Origin of the sequence: Halosimplex halophilum, assembly GCF_004698125.1 — an archaeon.
Taxonomy (GTDB): Archaea; Halobacteriota; Halobacteria; order Halobacteriales; family Haloarculaceae; genus Halosimplex; species Halosimplex halophilum.
Genome location: NZ_ML214297.1, coordinates 1,050,765 through 1,066,922, shown reverse-complemented (window position 1 = coordinate 1,066,922; position 16,158 = coordinate 1,050,765). Strand labels below are relative to the sequence as shown.

The 16,158-nt window shown below is 61.1% G+C and carries 19 protein-coding genes, 2 tRNA genes and 1 pseudogene; 6 read left to right on the top strand and 16 right to left on the bottom strand.

Annotated features, from left to right (window positions below; all coding sequences use genetic code 11):
* Positions 1 to 18 precede the first annotated feature (18 nt).
* Together E3328_RS05400 and E3328_RS21800 are read left to right on the top strand one after the other, a co-directional pair.
* Positions 19 to 999, top strand: coding sequence for an isocitrate/isopropylmalate dehydrogenase family protein (locus E3328_RS05400; RefSeq protein ID WP_135363576.1), 981 nt, complete (start codon positions 19 to 21; stop codon positions 997 to 999).
* A gap of 60 nt (positions 1,000 to 1,059) precedes the next feature.
* Entirely contained in the window at positions 1,060 to 1,200 is a 141-nt protein-coding gene (locus E3328_RS21800; protein WP_167837312.1) for a DUF7557 family protein, read from the top strand.
* 69 nt (positions 1,201 to 1,269) lie between these two features.
* On the opposite strand, the gene E3328_RS05395 is transcribed toward E3328_RS21800, so the two are convergent.
* Positions 1,270 to 1,719: a DUF5799 family protein gene (locus E3328_RS05395; protein ID WP_135363575.1), complete on the bottom strand. Its 450-nt coding sequence runs from the start codon at positions 1,717 to 1,719 to the stop codon at positions 1,270 to 1,272.
* A 73-nt stretch (positions 1,720 to 1,792) separates the two neighbouring features.
* Positions 1,793 to 3,244 carry a DHH family phosphoesterase gene (locus E3328_RS05390; protein WP_135363574.1) on the bottom strand — a complete coding sequence of 484 codons (1,452 nt, stop codon included), beginning with the start codon at positions 3,242 to 3,244 and terminating at the stop codon, positions 1,793 to 1,795.
* A gap of 103 nt (positions 3,245 to 3,347) precedes the next feature.
* Here E3328_RS05390 and E3328_RS05385 point away from each other — a divergent pair.
* Together E3328_RS05385 and E3328_RS05380 are read left to right on the top strand one after the other, a co-directional pair.
* Positions 3,348 to 3,421 (top strand) — tRNA-Lys (locus tag E3328_RS05385).
* 138 nt (positions 3,422 to 3,559) lie between these two features.
* Positions 3,560 to 4,768: an MFS transporter gene (locus E3328_RS05380; RefSeq protein ID WP_135363573.1), complete on the top strand. Its 1,209-nt coding sequence runs from the start codon at positions 3,560 to 3,562 to the stop codon at positions 4,766 to 4,768.
* 90 nt (positions 4,769 to 4,858) lie between these two features.
* On the opposite strand, the gene E3328_RS21795 is transcribed toward E3328_RS05380, so the two are convergent.
* From E3328_RS21795 to E3328_RS05350, 7 genes are all read right to left on the bottom strand, one after another.
* Positions 4,859 to 5,032 carry a DUF7556 family protein gene (locus tag E3328_RS21795; RefSeq protein ID WP_167837311.1) on the bottom strand — a complete coding sequence of 58 codons (174 nt, stop codon included), beginning with the start codon at positions 5,030 to 5,032 and terminating at the stop codon, positions 4,859 to 4,861.
* Between the two features lie 271 nt (positions 5,033 to 5,303).
* Positions 5,304 to 6,143, bottom strand: a complete 840-nt coding sequence (locus E3328_RS05375; protein ID WP_135363572.1) for an aldo/keto reductase — start codon at positions 6,141 to 6,143, stop codon at positions 5,304 to 5,306.
* Between the two features lie 69 nt (positions 6,144 to 6,212).
* Entirely contained in the window at positions 6,213 to 6,401 is a 189-nt protein-coding gene (locus E3328_RS05370; RefSeq protein ID WP_135363571.1) for a hypothetical protein, read from the bottom strand.
* A 19-nt stretch (positions 6,402 to 6,420) separates the two neighbouring features.
* Complete coding sequence (locus E3328_RS05365; protein WP_135363570.1) at positions 6,421 to 6,822, bottom strand: type II toxin-antitoxin system VapC family toxin; 402 nt, start codon at positions 6,820 to 6,822, stop codon at positions 6,421 to 6,423.
* Positions 6,819 to 7,268, bottom strand: a complete 450-nt coding sequence (locus tag E3328_RS22795) for an antitoxin VapB family protein (protein ID WP_342775072.1) — start codon at positions 7,266 to 7,268, stop codon at positions 6,819 to 6,821. Before E3328_RS22795 ends, E3328_RS05365 begins: the two co-directional genes overlap by 4 nt.
* Positions 7,269 to 7,434: 166 nt before the next feature.
* Complete coding sequence (locus tag E3328_RS05355) at positions 7,435 to 8,727, bottom strand: DUF4365 domain-containing protein (RefSeq protein WP_167837310.1); 1,293 nt, start codon at positions 8,725 to 8,727, stop codon at positions 7,435 to 7,437.
* A gap of 191 nt (positions 8,728 to 8,918) precedes the next feature.
* The gene (locus E3328_RS05350; RefSeq protein WP_135363568.1) at positions 8,919 to 9,440 is read right to left on the bottom strand and encodes a hypothetical protein; all 522 of its coding nucleotides are present in this window, start codon (positions 9,438 to 9,440) and stop codon (positions 8,919 to 8,921) included.
* Positions 9,441 to 9,563: 123 nt separating this feature from the next.
* Here E3328_RS05350 and E3328_RS05345 point away from each other — a divergent pair, with 123 nt between their 5' ends.
* Positions 9,564 to 10,034: a hypothetical protein gene (locus E3328_RS05345; RefSeq protein ID WP_135363567.1), complete on the top strand. Its 471-nt coding sequence runs from the start codon at positions 9,564 to 9,566 to the stop codon at positions 10,032 to 10,034.
* A 243-nt stretch (positions 10,035 to 10,277) separates the two neighbouring features.
* On the opposite strand, the gene E3328_RS05340 is transcribed toward E3328_RS05345, so the two are convergent.
* The 7 genes and pseudogenes from E3328_RS05340 to E3328_RS05310 all read right to left on the bottom strand — a co-directional run bounded on the left by E3328_RS05340 (position 10,278) and on the right by E3328_RS05310 (position 15,530).
* A complete protein-coding gene (locus E3328_RS05340) occupies positions 10,278 to 11,276 on the bottom strand; it encodes a hypothetical protein (RefSeq protein WP_135363566.1) in 999 nt (332 codons plus the stop codon).
* A 951-nt stretch (positions 11,277 to 12,227) separates the two neighbouring features.
* Positions 12,228 to 13,868, bottom strand: a pseudogene (locus E3328_RS22890) (DUF7845 domain-containing protein).
* Between the two features lie 2 nt (positions 13,869 to 13,870).
* On the bottom strand, positions 13,871 to 14,011 hold the full coding sequence (locus tag E3328_RS21790; protein ID WP_167837309.1) for a hypothetical protein: 141 nt from the start codon (positions 14,009 to 14,011) through the stop codon (positions 13,871 to 13,873).
* A 117-nt stretch (positions 14,012 to 14,128) separates the two neighbouring features.
* Complete coding sequence (locus E3328_RS05325) at positions 14,129 to 14,329, bottom strand: sigma factor-like helix-turn-helix DNA-binding protein (protein WP_135363564.1); 201 nt, start codon at positions 14,327 to 14,329, stop codon at positions 14,129 to 14,131.
* On the bottom strand, positions 14,326 to 15,030 hold the full coding sequence (locus E3328_RS05320; RefSeq protein WP_135363563.1) for a hypothetical protein: 705 nt from the start codon (positions 15,028 to 15,030) through the stop codon (positions 14,326 to 14,328). The genes E3328_RS05325 and E3328_RS05320 overlap by 4 nt, the downstream gene beginning before the upstream one ends.
* Complete coding sequence (locus tag E3328_RS05315; protein WP_246022898.1) at positions 15,027 to 15,263, bottom strand: hypothetical protein; 237 nt, start codon at positions 15,261 to 15,263, stop codon at positions 15,027 to 15,029. The genes E3328_RS05320 and E3328_RS05315 overlap by 4 nt, the downstream gene beginning before the upstream one ends.
* A gap of 193 nt (positions 15,264 to 15,456) precedes the next feature.
* Positions 15,457 to 15,530, bottom strand: a tRNA-Val gene (locus E3328_RS05310).
* A gap of 89 nt (positions 15,531 to 15,619) precedes the next feature.
* On the opposite strand from E3328_RS05310, the gene E3328_RS05305 reads away from it, so the two are divergent.
* Positions 15,620 to 16,135 carry a DUF192 domain-containing protein gene (locus tag E3328_RS05305; protein WP_135363562.1) on the top strand — a complete coding sequence of 172 codons (516 nt, stop codon included), beginning with the start codon at positions 15,620 to 15,622 and terminating at the stop codon, positions 16,133 to 16,135.
* Positions 16,136 to 16,158 lie beyond the last annotated feature (23 nt).

Genomic DNA, 16,158 nt, shown 5'->3' with positions numbered 1-16,158 from the left:
CCCGCTGGAGTTACTCGCATGACTCACGAGATCGCCGTGATCCCCGGCGACGGCATCGGGCAGGAAGTCACACCGGCGGCAGTCGACGTGCTGGAGGCGGTCGACGCCGACTTCGACTTCGTCGAGGGCGAGGCCGGCGACGCGGTGGAGGCGGAGACCGGCGAGGCGCTGCCCGCCGAGACCCGGGAGCTGGCGGCCGACGCCGACGCGACGCTGTTCGGCGCCGCCGGCGAGACGGCCGCCGACGTGATCCTCCCGCTGCGGGACGTGGTCGGCTCGTTCGCCAACGTCCGCCCCGCTCGCTCCTATCCCGGCCTCGACGCCGTCCAGCCGGACACGGACCTCGTCTTCATCCGCGAGAACACCGAGGGCGTCTACTCCGGCATCGAGGCCGAGATCGACGACGGCGTCCGCACGCTGACGCGCGTGATCACCGAGGACGCCTCCCGCGAGATCGCCGAGTTCGGCTTCCGCTACGCGAAACAGAACGGCTTCGAGAACGTCACCATCGCCCACAAGGCCAACGTCATGCGCGAGACGGACGGCCTCTTCCTGGAAACTGCCCAGGAGGTCGGCGACTCGTTCGACGTCGACTACGACACGGCGCTGATGGACGCCCTGGCGATGCACCTCGTCATGCACCCCGAGGACTACGGCGTCGTCATCTGTCCGAACCTCGCAGGGGACATGCTCTCGGACCTCGCTGCCGGGCTGGTCGGCGGGCTGGGCCTGCTCCCGAGCGCGAACGTCGGCGAGGACAACGCGCTGTTCGAACCGGTCCACGGGTCGGCCCCGGACATCGCCGGCGAGGGGATCGCCAACCCCTCCGCGATGATACTCTCGGCGGCGATGCTGCTCGACCACCTCGACTACGGCGACGAGGCGGCCGCCGTCCGCGAGGCCGTCGAGGGCGTCCTCGCCGACGGCCCGCGCACGCCGGACCTGGGCGGCGACGCCTCGACCGACGAGGTGACCGCGGCCGTCGTCGACCGCCTCTGAGCGTCGAACCCGGCGCTGTCCCGGTATTTTAAGTCTCCGAGCGTCCCTAGTGCCGACTGTATGCCGACGGTCGAACTCGACGAGGAGACGATCGAGCGCCTGGACGCACTGCGCGAGGACGGCGAGTCCTACGACGAGATCGTCGCCGAACTCATCAACATCTACGAGGCCGAGGGACTGACGCTGTTCACCAGCGAGTAGCGGATCGGGACCGCCGAACGGCGGCCGGTCGGTCGCCGTTCGGACCCGGCGGGAACCACCGGGACCGCGTCACTCCCGGGCGAGGACACAGACCTCCTCCCACTTGCCCCGGGATTCGAGCCTCTCCTGGAGGTCGCCGGCGTACATCTGCGCCATCTCCTCGGCGGCGGCCAGCTGCTCGCGGTCGATACCGTCTCCCCCGCCGCCGAGGCCGAGGGCGTCCTTGACCCCGTCGAGGATGCCCCCGGCGTCGTCGTCCGGTCGACCGCCGCCGGCGGCCATCCCCGCGGCCTGGTCGACCTTCTCCAGCTCGGGGACGACGCTCTCGACCTTGCTCGTGTCCGCCACCAGGCGGGCCGACTCGGGGTCGTCGGGGTTCTCGATCTCGAACTCGACGGCGGTCATGATCAGCCCCCACTGCTGGCGCGAGAAGTTCGAGGCGGCGACCTTCTCGGCGAACTCCTGGTCGGTCTGCATCCGCTCGCCGACGATCCGGTCGCTCCAGTCGCTGTCGCTCATGCGTTGGAGTTCGCCCCTCTCCGGTATGTATCTCCCGCTCGCGCGAGGCGCACCCGTCGAAAAGTACCGTCCGTCAGCTGCCGTTGCTCTCGCCCGCGGAGTCGACGCCCATCGCGTCGAACAGTTTCTTGCGGACGGCCTCCTCGGTCAGTTGCAGGAGCGTCTCGCGGTTGTCCTCGCTGGTCTCGATGCCGGTGAAGATGCCCAGCGGGATCTCGACGGCGGCGTCGGTCGAGTGGCCCTTCGCCTCGCCCATCTCGCCGAAGGCGTCGTCGAGCACCTTCCCGATGTTCATGCGGATGTCCTTCGAGCGGGCGGCGAGGTAGATGGTGTCGTCGGCGATGGCGAAGACGGCGGTCGTGGTGATGCCTTCGAGGTTCAGGAGGTGCTGGGCGGCCTGGGCCAGGGCGTCGCGGTCGCGGATGAACCCCGCGTTGGAGACGAGGTGGGAGCCGCTGACCTCCCGGTTGCGGATCGCCTCGGCGAGCACGTCCAGCGTCTCGGGCGACATCGACGGCGACTCGACCTGTTCGAGCGTGTCGTGGTCGGCGAACGGGTAGAGGTAGGCCGCCGCGGTGAGGTCGGCGGGGGTCGTGTCGCGCTTGAAGTCCAGCGTCTCGGCGCGGATGCCGTAGAGCAGGGCGGTGGCGACCTCCTGGCTGAGATTCAGATCGAGTTCCTGAATGTACTTGGTGAGGATGGTCGAGGTGGCGGAGACGTTCGAGCGCACGTCCTCGAAGCCGGTGTCCAGGTCCTCGTTCTCGTACTCGTAGTGGTCGAGGAGGATGTCGATCTCGCCGGCGGCGGGCTCGCCGCCCTTCGCGTAGTCGACCAGGGCGACGGTGTCGTAGTCGTCCATGTCGACCTCGTCGCGGGAGACGAGGTCGATGCCCAGCAGGTTGACGAACGCGCGGTTCTCCTGGTGGCCGATCTCGCCCTCGTAGATGATGTCGGCCTCCACGTCGCGGCTGGCGGCGATGTCCCGCAGCGCCGCGGCGGAGGCGATCGAATCGGGGTCCGGACTGCGGTGGACGAGGATGGCCATGCGCTCCTCGGTGTCGTCGATGACCTCGGCGAGGTTGCGGGCCTTGAACTCCAGTTCGCCGGTCTCCAGGGCGCGCAGCGCGGAGTCGGCGATGACGGCGGAGGGGTTGATCACCACGTCGGCGCCCAGATCCGTGAGTTCGTCGGCGGAGACGGGGTCGGAGGCCCTGGCGACGATGAAGTGGTCGTCGCCGCGGGCGCGGATGTTCTCGACGGCGGCGGAGTTGGCCTCGACGTCGGAGGACATGATGAGGACCACGTCGCAGTCGGCCACCGCGTCGACGACGGCCTCGTCGCGGATGTCGGCGACGTTGGCGTCCAGGTCCTGGTCGCGCAGCGCCTCGACGCGTCCCTCGTCGCGGTCGATGATCTCGACCTCCTTGCCCTCGTCGACGAGTTCCTCGGCGACGGCGTGACCCACGCTCCCGCACCCGAGGATGGCGTAACGAGACATCGACGCCATCGTGATGCCGGCACTCATACTGTCACGTCACAGGGCCACGACGCATATAATTCCCCCTTGTTCCGACCGCCCGGGACCGAACAGTAACGTATTTCAGTCAACCTCCGTAACTCGAATCCGTGGGCCGGTAGCTCAGTCCGGCAGAGCGTCTGACTCTTAATCAGACGGTCAGGGGTTCAAATCCCTTCCGGCCCGTGTTCTGCCGCGAACTAACCCGCGAGCGTCCGGCCCCTCGATACTCGCCGGCTGACCTCCGGGTAGCGTCCGCGTACGGACCCCCGAGTCGGGATAAGCGGCCCCTGTTTTTCGACGCGGGCGCCGTTCCGTCGGCGCGTGTCCGGAGCCACCGAAGACGACGACGGGGCGACAGCGGGGGTCCCGTGGCGGTCGCGGACGGTCCAGGTCGTGCTCGCGAGCACGGCGCTCGCCCCGCTTGGGGTCCCGCTGGTGAGTCCAGGGTTGCCCGTCCTCCGTGACGAGTTCGGGGTGTCCGAACCCGAGACGAGCCTGCTCGTCAGCGGGTACTTCCTCGTCGGGATCGTCCTCTCGCCGTTCGTCGGCGTCCTGACGGACCGCGTCGGGCGGAAACCCGTCCTCGTCGCCGGCCTCGCCCTGTTCGGCCTCCTCGGGGGGTCGATGGCCTTCGCCCCCTCGTTCGAGGTGGTGCTCGCGCTGCGGGTCCTGCAGGGGACGGGCGCCGCGGCGATCTTCATCACGACGGTCACGATCATCGGCGACACGTTCGACGGCCCGCAGCGCAACGCGGTCCTCGGCGTCAACGTCGCCGTCCTCTCGGCGGCCGCGGCGCTGTTCCCGGTTCTGGGCGGCGCGCTCGTCACGGTCGCCTGGAACGCGCCGTTTCTCGCGTACTTCGCGGCGCTCCCGGTCGCGCTGGGAGTGTTCCTCGTCCTCCCCGAGAGCCGGACGCGGTCAGGGGACGCCGGGACCGGCTACCTGCGCGCGGCCGCGGTGGAGATCGCGACGCCCCGGACGCTCGGGCTCTTCGGCGCGACCCTGCTGACGGAACTGCTCGCGTTCGGCGTCGTGTTCACCGCCGTCCCGTTCCTGCTCGAACGGACGCTCACGCCAGTCCTCGTGGGGGTCGCACTGCTGGCGACCGAAGCGGTGTCGACCGTCGTCGCCGCCGCCAGCGGCCGGCTGGCCCGCCGGCTGTCCAGCGACCGACTCGTCGCGCTCGGGTTCGGCTGCTACGGCCTGGGCTTCGTCGGGGCGTGGGCGGCGGCCACTGTTGCGGGGACCGCGACCGCACTCACCGCGGCCGGTGCCGGGATCGGCCTGTTGCTCCCCTCGATCGACGCCGCCGTCAGCGAAGGGGTGTCGGCCGAGTACCGCGCCGGCGCCTTCAGCCTCCGCAACAGCACGACGTTTCTCGGCCGCGCCGCCGGCCCGATCCTCTTCACCGGACTCGCGAGCCGCCCCGGCGTCGGCTACGAGTCGCTCCTCCTCGCGGCCGGCGCCGTCGCACTCGCGACCGCGCTCGCCGTCGCGCTGGCCGCAGCTGTCTCCGGGTCTGCCGAGTGAAAACTGGACTGGGACCGGTGAACCGACCGCCGGCCACACGCCGGCGGCCGAATCCGGACTCCCACTGCGTGCACCGCTACGGCCGGCAAGCTATCGCCACTCGTCGAGCGAGCAGGCGTCGGCTTCGGGAACCGAGGCCCACGCCTCGTCGCGGGCGATGTCGGCGACGACGAACCGGGCGTCCCCGTCGACCTCGTCGACCGTCGCGACGATCTCCGGCTCGGCCACCGATCGTCCGTCGACCGACCGCATATCGGTGCTCATACTCAGATATTCGTCGAATTGTGTGATGAATGTTTTGGTATGTGCGCCATCGTAATACGAATTCAAAGAAGTATTCGGCATCGTTGAATCATCGTCCCGATTTCTCCGGTAGATGTGGACGATAGCGATCTATCGGTTCGAGGCGGTCAGCCGGGTCTTCGTGGTCGGCTGACAGGGTAGTACGTCAGTGAAAATGGGTAATGTGGAAAGATGGCCGAAACCGGGCGACGTGGGACGCTCGGGCGAAATCGAGCGACTTCGCGGCGGCTCGCTACTGGTTGATACCGTACACGTCGCCCGACCAGTCGCGGGCCGGGTGGTCGTAGACCGGCTCGTCGCGGTCGCGGCCGTCGAGCGTCTCCAGGTCCTCGTCGGCCATCGACCAGTCGAACAGGTTAAGGTTCGACTCGACGTGGTCCGGCGAGGAGGACTTGGGCAGGACGACGATGTCGCGCTCGACCGCCCACTTGAGGACGATCTGGGCGGGGTGCCTGTCGTACTCGTCGGCCAGCTGCTGGACGGCCTCGTCCTCGAAGACCTCCGTGCGAGCCAGCGGCGCCGCCGCCTCGACCACGGTGTCGGTCTCGCGGCAGTACTCGACGAGGTCGGGCCGCTGGAGCCACGGGTGGAACTCGATCTGGTTGACCGCGATCGGCACGTCCGAGATGTGGTGGGCGCAGGACAGCTGGTAGGCGCTGAAGTTCGAGACGCCGACGTTCCGGACGAGCCCCTCGTCGTGCAGCGTCGCCATCGCGTCGAGCGTCTCCCGCAGCGAGATCGCCGGGTTCGGCCAGTGGATCAGGTACAGGTCGAGGTAGTCGGTGCCCAGCCGGTCCAGCGAGTCCCGGCAGGACTCGATCACCGAGTCGTAGTTGAGGTTCTTCGGGAGCACCTTCGACGTGAGGAACACGTCCTCGCGGTCGTACTCGGCCAGCGCCTCCCCGATCTCGGCTTCGTTCTTGTACCCTTCGGCGGTGTCGACGTGGCCGTAGCCGGCGTCGAGGGCAGCTCGGACGCCCTCTTTCACCGTCTCGCCGCCGATGTTCCACGTGCCGTACCCGACCTGCGGGAGTTCGTCGCCGCTCGGTAGCGTCTGCGTCGGAACCGTCATAGAAGTCTCACCGGTCGTCCGTTGGTCCGGTAGTGGGTTGTAAGTACTGATACCGGACGGTCGTGCCGGTCAGAGCCGGTGAAGCGCGAGTCCCGTGAGTGCCGCGAGCAGGCCACAGCCCAGCGCGAGTGCGAACCGGTGGAGTCCCCACCCGTCGACCGGCGAGAAGAGTAGCGGTGCGAACGTGAGCGCTATCGTCGTCCCTGCGATTATCCGTAGTTGGTCGGCCGTGTAACCGTAGTACTCGGTTTCCGTCATCTATCGGGATCGGTTCCCATCAGTCTGTATTCACCACGTCTACATCTACGAGGTCGTGCAGTGGCGGCTTGTCGAAATCGTTCCTGTTGTGAGTGACGAACGTCCCGTTCGCCTCGTGAGCGGTCGCCAGGTTCAATAGATCGACAGGAGGGACGTTCACGCCCTGGGACTGGAACTTCTCGTCGAGGTACGCGGCTTCGAGCGCGGTGTCGTCGGTGAAGTCGAGGATCCGGTCGAAATTCGACCGTAGCGTCGACTGCGTCTGTCGCATCTCGGTCCGAGAGTCCTGTGCCTTGTAGGACTCCCAGGCGACCAGCGAGGGGATCGTCCACTCTTCGCTGCTGTACTGGTGCAGGTGGTTGATCACCGACTGGTCCGTCTGAGCGAGCTTCGCGACGATGTCCCGGTCCAGAACGATCATCGGCCGATCCGTTCCTCGAGGGATTCGTTCAACTCATCGTGGGCTTCCTGCATATCCTCCTCGAAGTCCTCACCACCGATGCTGCTCAGGTCTTCTGCGATCCGCTCTACGTCTTTCTCCGTTCGGCTGAGACGGTCCAGCAAGTCGTTGAAACTCTCGTCCTCGCGTTTGAGGTCGCGAAGACGCTCTTTCACGTCCTCGCTGACTCTGATCGTGCTCATATGTATACGCTGTGTACGGCGGGCCGTATTTCTTTCGGCGTCGGCGCTCAGTCGCTCGCCGGTTTTCGCGTCGATAGCTTCCTCGATCTCCGGCGTCGCCTCGTCGTCCCATCTCCGCGCACACTGGCGGCAGTACCAGTGATTGTTCGTCGGTGCGACCTTGTGGCCGTTCGGACAGCGGAGTCGCCAGCTATCCGCCTGCGTCTCAATCGTCAACTTCGACATGGCCAACCGGCCGATTTGGAGGGGTGTGTAAAAGAGGCGAGTCTGAGGGTCAGAGTGAAAGTGAAATTCAGAATATCGTAGGTATAGATGGTCAGATGGGTGATTTTAGTGTCATCTCCACTGATGAAACTAAAAAAGTGGATTATGGTTTCGTTCAGCAATTCAGCTATTGGCTAGAGACAGAATTTTGATTGCTACAGTCGTGGCATAGAAATTCTCCATCAATTCCTATCCCGATCTCATCTAGGTCCATACTCGATGGAATCACATCGTCACAATTCGTACATTTTGTCTCCATGCTTTTTCTTAGAGAGTGGTCCAACAATTCTGCAAGAACCTGCCGCGATAACCCACATTCAATACAAAAATCAGTTTCTCCAAGCTCCCTATAATTCGATGCTTCGAAGTCATGCTTGTCTTCATCACAAGCTCCGTCTAAGGGATAATTGGATTCACCAGATTCTATGAACTCAAATCTTGACCCTCCAAATCCACCGGCTGATGCATCGTACAGAATCCCATCTTCATATTGGAGTATCGCCGCTAACATTTGGCTCTCTTCATCGGGAAGCCAGTCCTCGACATCAAGCACAATTGCCTCTTCGTCAGCCTCTGAATCAAACACCCGTGCACCGACAAAGTACCGGTCAATATAGTCCTCAGCCCTGAATTTTTTCTCTCTAAGAGAATCTACATATTCCGTAATTTCGTATTTTTCACAGAGATATAGCCCTTCAACTGCGAATCGACGCTGTGCAACTGCAATAACGGGGTCCGTGATTTCCCTTGATTCCAGAAGTTGAATTATCGCCTCAAGTTTACCTCGGTCCTCCCCAGGCATATTATAAATTTCTATTAATTCAGATAGTGCTCGGGATTTATTACCAGAGTTCAGGAGTTGACGGACCAAATCTAATCGTTGGTGCTTGTATTCCTCAGTTGAACTATTATCCGACAGATCTTCTGCATTTGACGGTGAACCGACCGTCTTGATTTCACCGATATACCTACGAAATGCGATTCGGTCCTGAACCTTCTTTACCTCAGTCCGGAGGATATGTTTTTGAAAAGTGGCAGAAAGTGGTTTCCTCTGTATCTTCAGTCGCACTGTTTCCTGATCCCGCCAATTTGATTTATTCTCTTCCAAGATATCCCAACAATATTTCTGAAGGATACACCAGTAGAATTCATCCTCTCCCCTATCGTAGAGTGCTAACATAACGGGGACCGTTGTGCTCAGACATTCTTCCAATAGATAATCTACTTCCATATCAAACGAGATCTCAGTCTCCCCCTCAAACTCTTCAGATGCTTTTAATTGGGCGTAAAAACCCGATGGCTTGACATTATAGAATCCAGATTCAGATCGCTCCGTCGGGCGGATTTCAAAGTCAAAACCAAAATCCTCCTCATCATGCGAATTTACAATCCACTCCGAAAAGAGCATCCCAAACTTCATTCGGGAATACTGTTCTAACTCTTGTTGTGGGGATTTCTTACGAGTCATTCCCTCTCTTAGTTAAGATGATTGTTGACGCTAACTGAAAACTATACCGCGGCTTCTGCGAAGGAAGCGTATGTTTCAACTTAGTCTCTTTCGAGAATCTCCTCAGTTTCAGGATCTACCGGGATGCCGACGGTTCGTCCCCCTTAGAATGCTGCGTCCTGATATATTCCTCGTATATGCTTACCGGGGTCATACAGGAAGGTGAAGATTAGACACACATCGTAACAAGTATTTGTAAACGCGAGATCTCCATATAGGTGGCGTTCGCGGTCGTCAGGATGCTCCGGGAGGTCGACCATCACCGCGATGGTTTCGAGCAGGTCCTTCTCCAGGGCTTCGTAGTTCTCGCCCAGCTCCGCGAGCGTCGAAAGCGGGTGCCCCTCCGCGTGGTGGACGCAATCAACCACGTCGTCGGTAACCAGCGTCACGTCGTCTGAATGGTTCACAAATAACTCGAACCCGAAAGAGTGGTCGACGTAGTGGGTGATGTTGAATTGCGTCACCTCGAACGGGAGATCTTCGGTGATTTCCACCAACTCGCCGTCCGGGTTTCTGGTCGACAGCAGGGACCGGAGGGTAGACTGAATCCGCTTTCGCAGATCCTCTGACAGCACTCTATCTCCGGACCACGATTCGCTCAACTCGACTTGCCGGTTAGTGGACATCGCATCTGGGAGCAGAGGGGGGTAGTAAAAAGATGCCAGCCTAGTGTAGAGTGAAAGTGAAAGTGGTTTCCGCAGAGAACAGATTGAAGTGATCTCTTTGGAATCTATCAGCCACTACAGACTATGGATGCTGAGGACTATCTGAAAAAGCAAGAGTCTCGTCTAGTTACCATAGAAGTCGACCAAACCAAGCCGGTTCCTCCCTACACCGGGAGCGGGAAAATTGTCTGTAGCGACTCCCGGCTCGTGTTCGATACCGCACAGTCGATAACAGATATTCGATTGGATAGTATCTCTGAGATAGATTATTCACCACCGTCGTATTTGAATGGTCTAACGAGATACGGTATGCTCGCAATCATTGCGGGTGCTATTCTTTGGCTCCTTCTGTCGGTCATTTCGCAGATACCAAGCGGTACAGAGATGGTAGCGTTTCTTCCGATCTCTATCGGAGTTGTTCTGGTGATCTTAGGCATCCTCTTTGCAAAAGCGTCGCTCGTCATCAAGACCGACCAATCGACGTATAGATTCCGTGGGGATGACTCCGAGATCTCTAAGCTTCCACATGCTATTCGAGGGGCGAGCGCAAACTAAGCGCTCGTGAACACGACCGGCGTATACCGTTCTACTCAGGTAACTGAGACAGTCGCTCATTATAAAAAGGCCCACAGCCCATCGCCCATCGCGTCAGAATCAGCCGCATCGAGGTTCGATTTCATCTGAGTATGCACACGGCCCGATCTCGCTCGTGTGCATATCGCGTCGAACGATTCTCTCGACGTGCGACCGCTGGGGTTCGTATCGTAGAAATTGACTACGTAGAACTAATGTGCAGGTCTAGGCGCCGTACTTGTTAACTAACTCTTCTACACTCTCTAAAAATTCTTCCTGCCGCTGAATAAATGATTCTTCGAACTCTTGGTCGATTTCTGCTTGGATATTTGCCAATTCATATGATGGCTCTGTGCTTGGTTTTTGATTTGGGCGATGGTCTCCGCCGAACAGCCTTTCTGGAAAAACCGGGTCTCCTTGATTCCTGATAGAATTCATCAACCCAACGATAACGTCATTTTGAACCATTGCGGCATTACGTGCGACAGTGAGATAAGCTTCTCTGGGCTGCTCGCCGATGAGAAGAGCCGATGGGTCGAAATCGTTGCTATCCTTATCCCAATCTACAGTTGCAAGATAGTCATTACAGCCTTTTGGAAAGACCCTTTCTCCTCCTGTTCTAGTAGCAAGTCTTTCTTCGTCGTGGAGTAGTAGAAAGAACCCGTGCGTGATCTTGTTTCTACAATCTTTTAATATATCCCAAGTATCGCTACATATATCAAAGAAATCTCGATAAGCGTCTGCGTTTCCATCCATAATTTTCCGGTAATACTCTTCATCATTAGTATCAATGTCTAATTCCGACACAGAGGGATATGACATGATGTCCTTAAAGTCACTCAAATCTGACTCCTGACCGATTGAGTCATAGAAGTCTCCGACCTGATAAGTCTTATACGTGAGGAGATTTCTTGCCCGTTCTTCCGGTGGGTCCTCTGGATTCATACTTACCGCTGCTAATCCTTCCAATATTGAGATCGTCTCAGAAACCATCTCTGCATGAAGAGCACGAATAATATTTCGCTCTTGTTGTATATTTGGCGAGTCTTGAAAATCAATCCCTCCTTGGTGTATCTTTTTAATTGTATTATTAGCATTACGTGCAAGAAAACTACGATACTGCAGCATTTGCTGTGCTGAAGCTAGAATTGTATACGATTTCAGCACATCCTCTGTGAAGTATTCGGGAACTGTGCCGTCAGTAGAATTGGTATCGACTGTCATTATACACGGGATGAACCCTTCCAAGTATAAAAATTACAAGAGGCCAATTTGCGATACATCGTAATGAATAGTTGATATATTTGCTCCCATGTTATAGAAATGAAATCCGGAAAATAGCCACAGAGACGCTGAATTGTGGAGAATATAGCTGAGACTCTAATCTAATCCCTAACCAGGCCAAATTATCATTTTACACTTCAGCTGCCAAAATCACATGACGGCAGCCGAGTGGAGATATGTAAACGGAAACCCGGCCCCCTGTAGTATACAATGGACAACCGAACACGCTCAGTCGCCTTTAGAGAGCAATACACATCATGGGCTACCCTTCTCAGCGGCCGGAGGGGTGTATATATAAGACGCGCGGCGAGCGCGATGCTCTTATCTAATCGTAGATTCAAGGCTGGCACACAATGTCAGCTACCTATGATGAAATCCGCGAATATGTGAAGCAAAAGCACGGATTCCATGCAAAGAATTGCTGGATTGCTCACGTGAAAGGGGACCACGGCCTCACCGCAGGCCCAGCATCGAATAGGCAAGAGCCAAGAGCGAATCCCTGCCCAGAGCATCGTAGAGAGGCTATTGAAGATGCACTGAGGGAATTTGATATGATATAGCGGACTGAAGCATCCAAAATTTTCGCGCGCCCCGCAAGGGGGCGGTAGGTTTCGACTTCGAGCTCTGAGATGCAGTGTGGTGTATTTTGATGATGTGGCCTTAGCCACACCCCTAAGCGGAAACGCGACCGCCCCGGTCGGGTTTCCGCTCGGGCGGTGGCCGAGGCCCATCGCCCATAGCCCATCGCTCCCGGGCTCGACGTCATCGATCTCCCCTGGTACCCTGGCCTACGCCCCGCAAATGAGGCGAAAATACCCGGAAAATAGAGCCTTCGAGAGCGTCGCCACTACCCGCGAACCGGGACGCTCCCGGCCCGCGGGCGGCCGACCGCTACGCCAGTAGCCGCCAGGCGTCGACCCGGCAGTTCTCCCCGTCCGGCCGGGTCCACTTCACCACAGCCGACCGGAACCGCTCGGCGTCTTGCTTTGCGTCGGTCCACATCGAGAACGCGCGCTTCGCCAGGAACGACGGCGACGGGTCCGCGTCCGGGTCCAGTTCCCCGAACCGGATTTTCATCCGCGCGTCGCCCTTGTCCTGATAGTCGATACCGTAGCGGTCGCAGAATGCCAGCAAGGCGCTCGTGCGCTCGTCCAGCCCGCGCTCGGCCGCCTCCAGGGCCTTCGCCGTCGCCGAGGCGGCGTCCTTCACGGCTTCCTCGGCGCGCTGTACGGCGTCGTGGACGAGTTCCGCGACGTAGGTCGACCGCAGGGAAACGCTTCCGTACTCGCGCTTCACGAGGTCGTCCATCCGGCGGAGCGCGTCGCGGACGCTATCGACGTGCCGGTCTTTCTGTTCCGCGATATCTGCGGGGGCCACCTCGCCCCCGTCGGTGACCAGGACTTCGAGCGATTCCCACTGGACCGGCGAGAGGCCGTCCTTGACGTGCTTGAGTACGACGCTCTCCTGTTCGTGGTGGATGTGCGCCATGTCCAGCGTCGGTGGCTCCTCGAAGTCCTCAGTCACCGCCGCATCGAAGTACGCATCTTCGACGAACGGGCCGCTCCCGTGGTCGGGGGCTACGTCCAGCCCGGCGTCGATAAGCACCGCGTGGAGTACCCGGTCCAACTCGCGTTCGAGCTGTGCCAGCGCTTCCTCGTCCGCGCCGAGCGTATCGTCCCAGCGGCTCACCTGATACGACACACCGACCTTCGGATGTGCGAGCGGGTCGTCCGGGTCCCGAGCGAGCGCCTCCCGCGAATAGTAGTGCTTCACCTCCACGGGTAGCTCATGCGAGGGGAACGCCTCTCGGACCCGCTGTGGCCCGAGAGTGACCGTGTGATAGTAGCCCGGTAGGTTCCGGCCGTGTTCGTCGTCGTCGTTCTGCACGACTTTGCGGTATCCGGTGCGGTCGTCTTCGAGCAAGTGGCCCATCGTTGCCACCGGGCCGTCGCGGGCGTGAACCGGCCCGCTCTCGTTCTTGTGGACGCGGACTTACCGTTCGGCGTCTTGAGTGTTGCTGAACTCCAGGGGGTCCTCGAAGTATCCCATCGAGATACCGACAGCCTCAGCGGCGCGCTTCAGCAGGCGGGAGTACCGAAAGGCGTTGATGTTGCTCCCTTGGATACGGACGTTCACGCCCTCGTCTAACTCGTCGGGTACGTCCATCTCGAAGCGCTGGCCGTCGTCGCTCTCGACTTCCATCCCCTGCCAGCGGGGCGCGAGGTGGGCGTTGAAGCTTTGCTCCCCGACCGGGTCCTCCTCGGAGTCGCGGGCGACGTGCAGCCGGAACTCCCGAATCTCATCCAGGCGGAAGTCCGTCCCCGTGGGCGTAGATGGGCCGGGGTGAACGATGCCGGAATCTTGATAATATAGCTTCACGTTCCAACACTCGCCGGCAACGTCGAAGCGGGCGTGCTGACTACCCCCGCCCGCTTTGACCCGTGAATCCGCCGCGAAGTACGGCGCCAAGCCGTCTTCGGCAAACAGGAGGTTCGCCGCGTACTCGTGCCACGCGGGTTCGATGGCCTTCACGCTCATCCCTCCTGTTCGAACTCGGCGACGGCGCGGTGGACTCGCGCCTCGCTTTCTGCGACCGGCTGGTTACCGCCCCAGTCCCAGCGGACGCGCTCGCCCGTCTCCACGTCGTACAGACGGGACGCACGGACGAACGTCACCGGAAACCTCCTCTCGCTCCACGCGGTCAGAGCGCGCTATCAGGAACGACGCCAGCCGCAGGCACGAGTGGCCGGCCAGCGCGAGCGAAGCGGCCAACAGCATCCACTCGACGGGGTTCACGTCGCCTCACCTCCGTCGAGACGACGGCGAGCCCGGCGTAGGAGATTCCCGACTGTGCCCGGCGAGCGCCAGGTCTTGCGGGCGTACTCCCGCATCCCGTAGCCGTCCTGTTCGACCGCCTCGTACACCTCCCGCTCCGCCTCGGAGAGCGCCGACAGGTCTTCCTCGTAGTGGAAGAGGGATGACTGGAACGTCACGGCCGTTCACCTCCGGTCGTGGCGGCGAACTCTCCGAGCGGGCGCTGTCGGAGTTCCGACGGGAGCGACACGTCGGGGATGCTCGGACAGTAGTGCAGGAGGTACTGGACGAACTCCCGAGGGATGGCCGACCGAATCTCCGATTCCGTCCACTCGGCGGGCACGCCCTTCGCGGCGGCGAGTTCGTGGCGAACGTACTCCGACCCGATAGAGATCTCCGCGCGGCCGCTCTCGTAGGCGTCGGGGACGGGGAAGCTCGTCTCGAAGTGCCGGCAGTTGTTCACCGGCAGGCCGAACGCCAGCCCGTTCAGCCGCGCCGGCTCTTCCAGGTCGTCGCACGTGGCGACGTTCTCGATGATGTACTCGTCCGGGTCGACTGCCGCGACGACTTCTCGGACGTTCAGGTCCGCGAAGGTAGGGTAGCGTTCTTTCGGCGTCTCCTCCCAGTCGTAGCGGCCCATGTTCGCCCATGAGAGCTTCGAATACGCCTGACACCGCGGCGACAGCCACAGCAACTCGGGCGATTCGAAACTCCCCATGAACCCAGGGTCCGACGCGTCGCCCTGGACGAACTCCCCAGGGTAGGTGTCGCTGTAGTCCTCGATGTCGATGCCCAGGTGCCGGACGGGAAGGTCCGCTAGCGCGAGCCCGACACCGCCCGGCCCGCTGTAGCCGTCGATGACGAACGGCTCCCCCGTCACCACCACTCACTCCCGAAACACTCCGGGTTCTCACAGAGCTTGTAGTGGGGGTACGCCGCCACCGGAACGTCCGTGAAGTCCGCGTCCCCGCGGTAGTCCGACTCGACGCACGCCGGCTGGGGCTCGTCGGCGTCGGCGTCCGGCCGGTGGAGGGTGTCCGCGTACTGTGAGCGGTTCCGCACGGCCGTCTCCGGCACGTCGCGCCCCTCCGCATCGGGGTGGGAACGGCTCACGCCGACCACCCCCCAGAACCGGGAGGGAACCAGCCCGATATCCTACCCTCCGAGACTGTGATCGAATCTCGATAAGTCCCGCTATCGGTGTCAGTCCGACAATGGGGAGTAAACCCGGATTCACCGCCCGTTATCGGGGTTAGAACCGGGGTGAGGAAGCCGGCAGAAATGCCCGCTTTCCTTATATATTGGATGGGTTCGGGCGGATTTGAACCACCGGTCTCGGCCTTGTAAAGGCCGCGTCATAACCAACTAGACCACGAACCCTCGCCACGACTTTCCGGCCGGGTGGGAATAACCCTTTCTCTCTCGGTCGAACCCGCAGGCTTACGCCGACGGCGGCCCTCCCGCCGACCATGGTCGACAGTCGGATCGTCTGGGGGTTCGGGGCCTGTCTCCTGCTGGTGGTCGGGGGCGTCTACGCGGTCCAGTCCGGGCTCGTCTACCAGCTGAACCCGCCGGACCCGGACGGCTACGAGCGGGTGACGGTCACGGCCTACGACGAGAACGGGACCGAACTCGCGACGGTCGAGGCCCGCGTCGCGGACACGCGACCCAAGCGGATACTGGGCCTCAGCAACACCTCCGAGCTGGCGACGGGCGAGGGGATGCTGTTCGTCCACGACGAGGTCGAGAACCACGGCTACGTGATGCGGGATATGTCGTTCCCGCTCGACATCGTCTTCGTGCGGGCCGACGAGCAGATCACGGCGATCCACCACGCGGGCGTCCCGGAGGGCAGCTACGAGAAGACCTATCGCGGCCGCGGGAAGTGGGTGCTGGAGGTGCCCCGCGGGTGGGCCAACCGCACGGGCGTCGGTGTCGGCGACCGGATCGCGATCCCCGAATCGGCACACAACGCGAGCGGGTGAGGCGGCGGGAGGGGTGGGCAGCT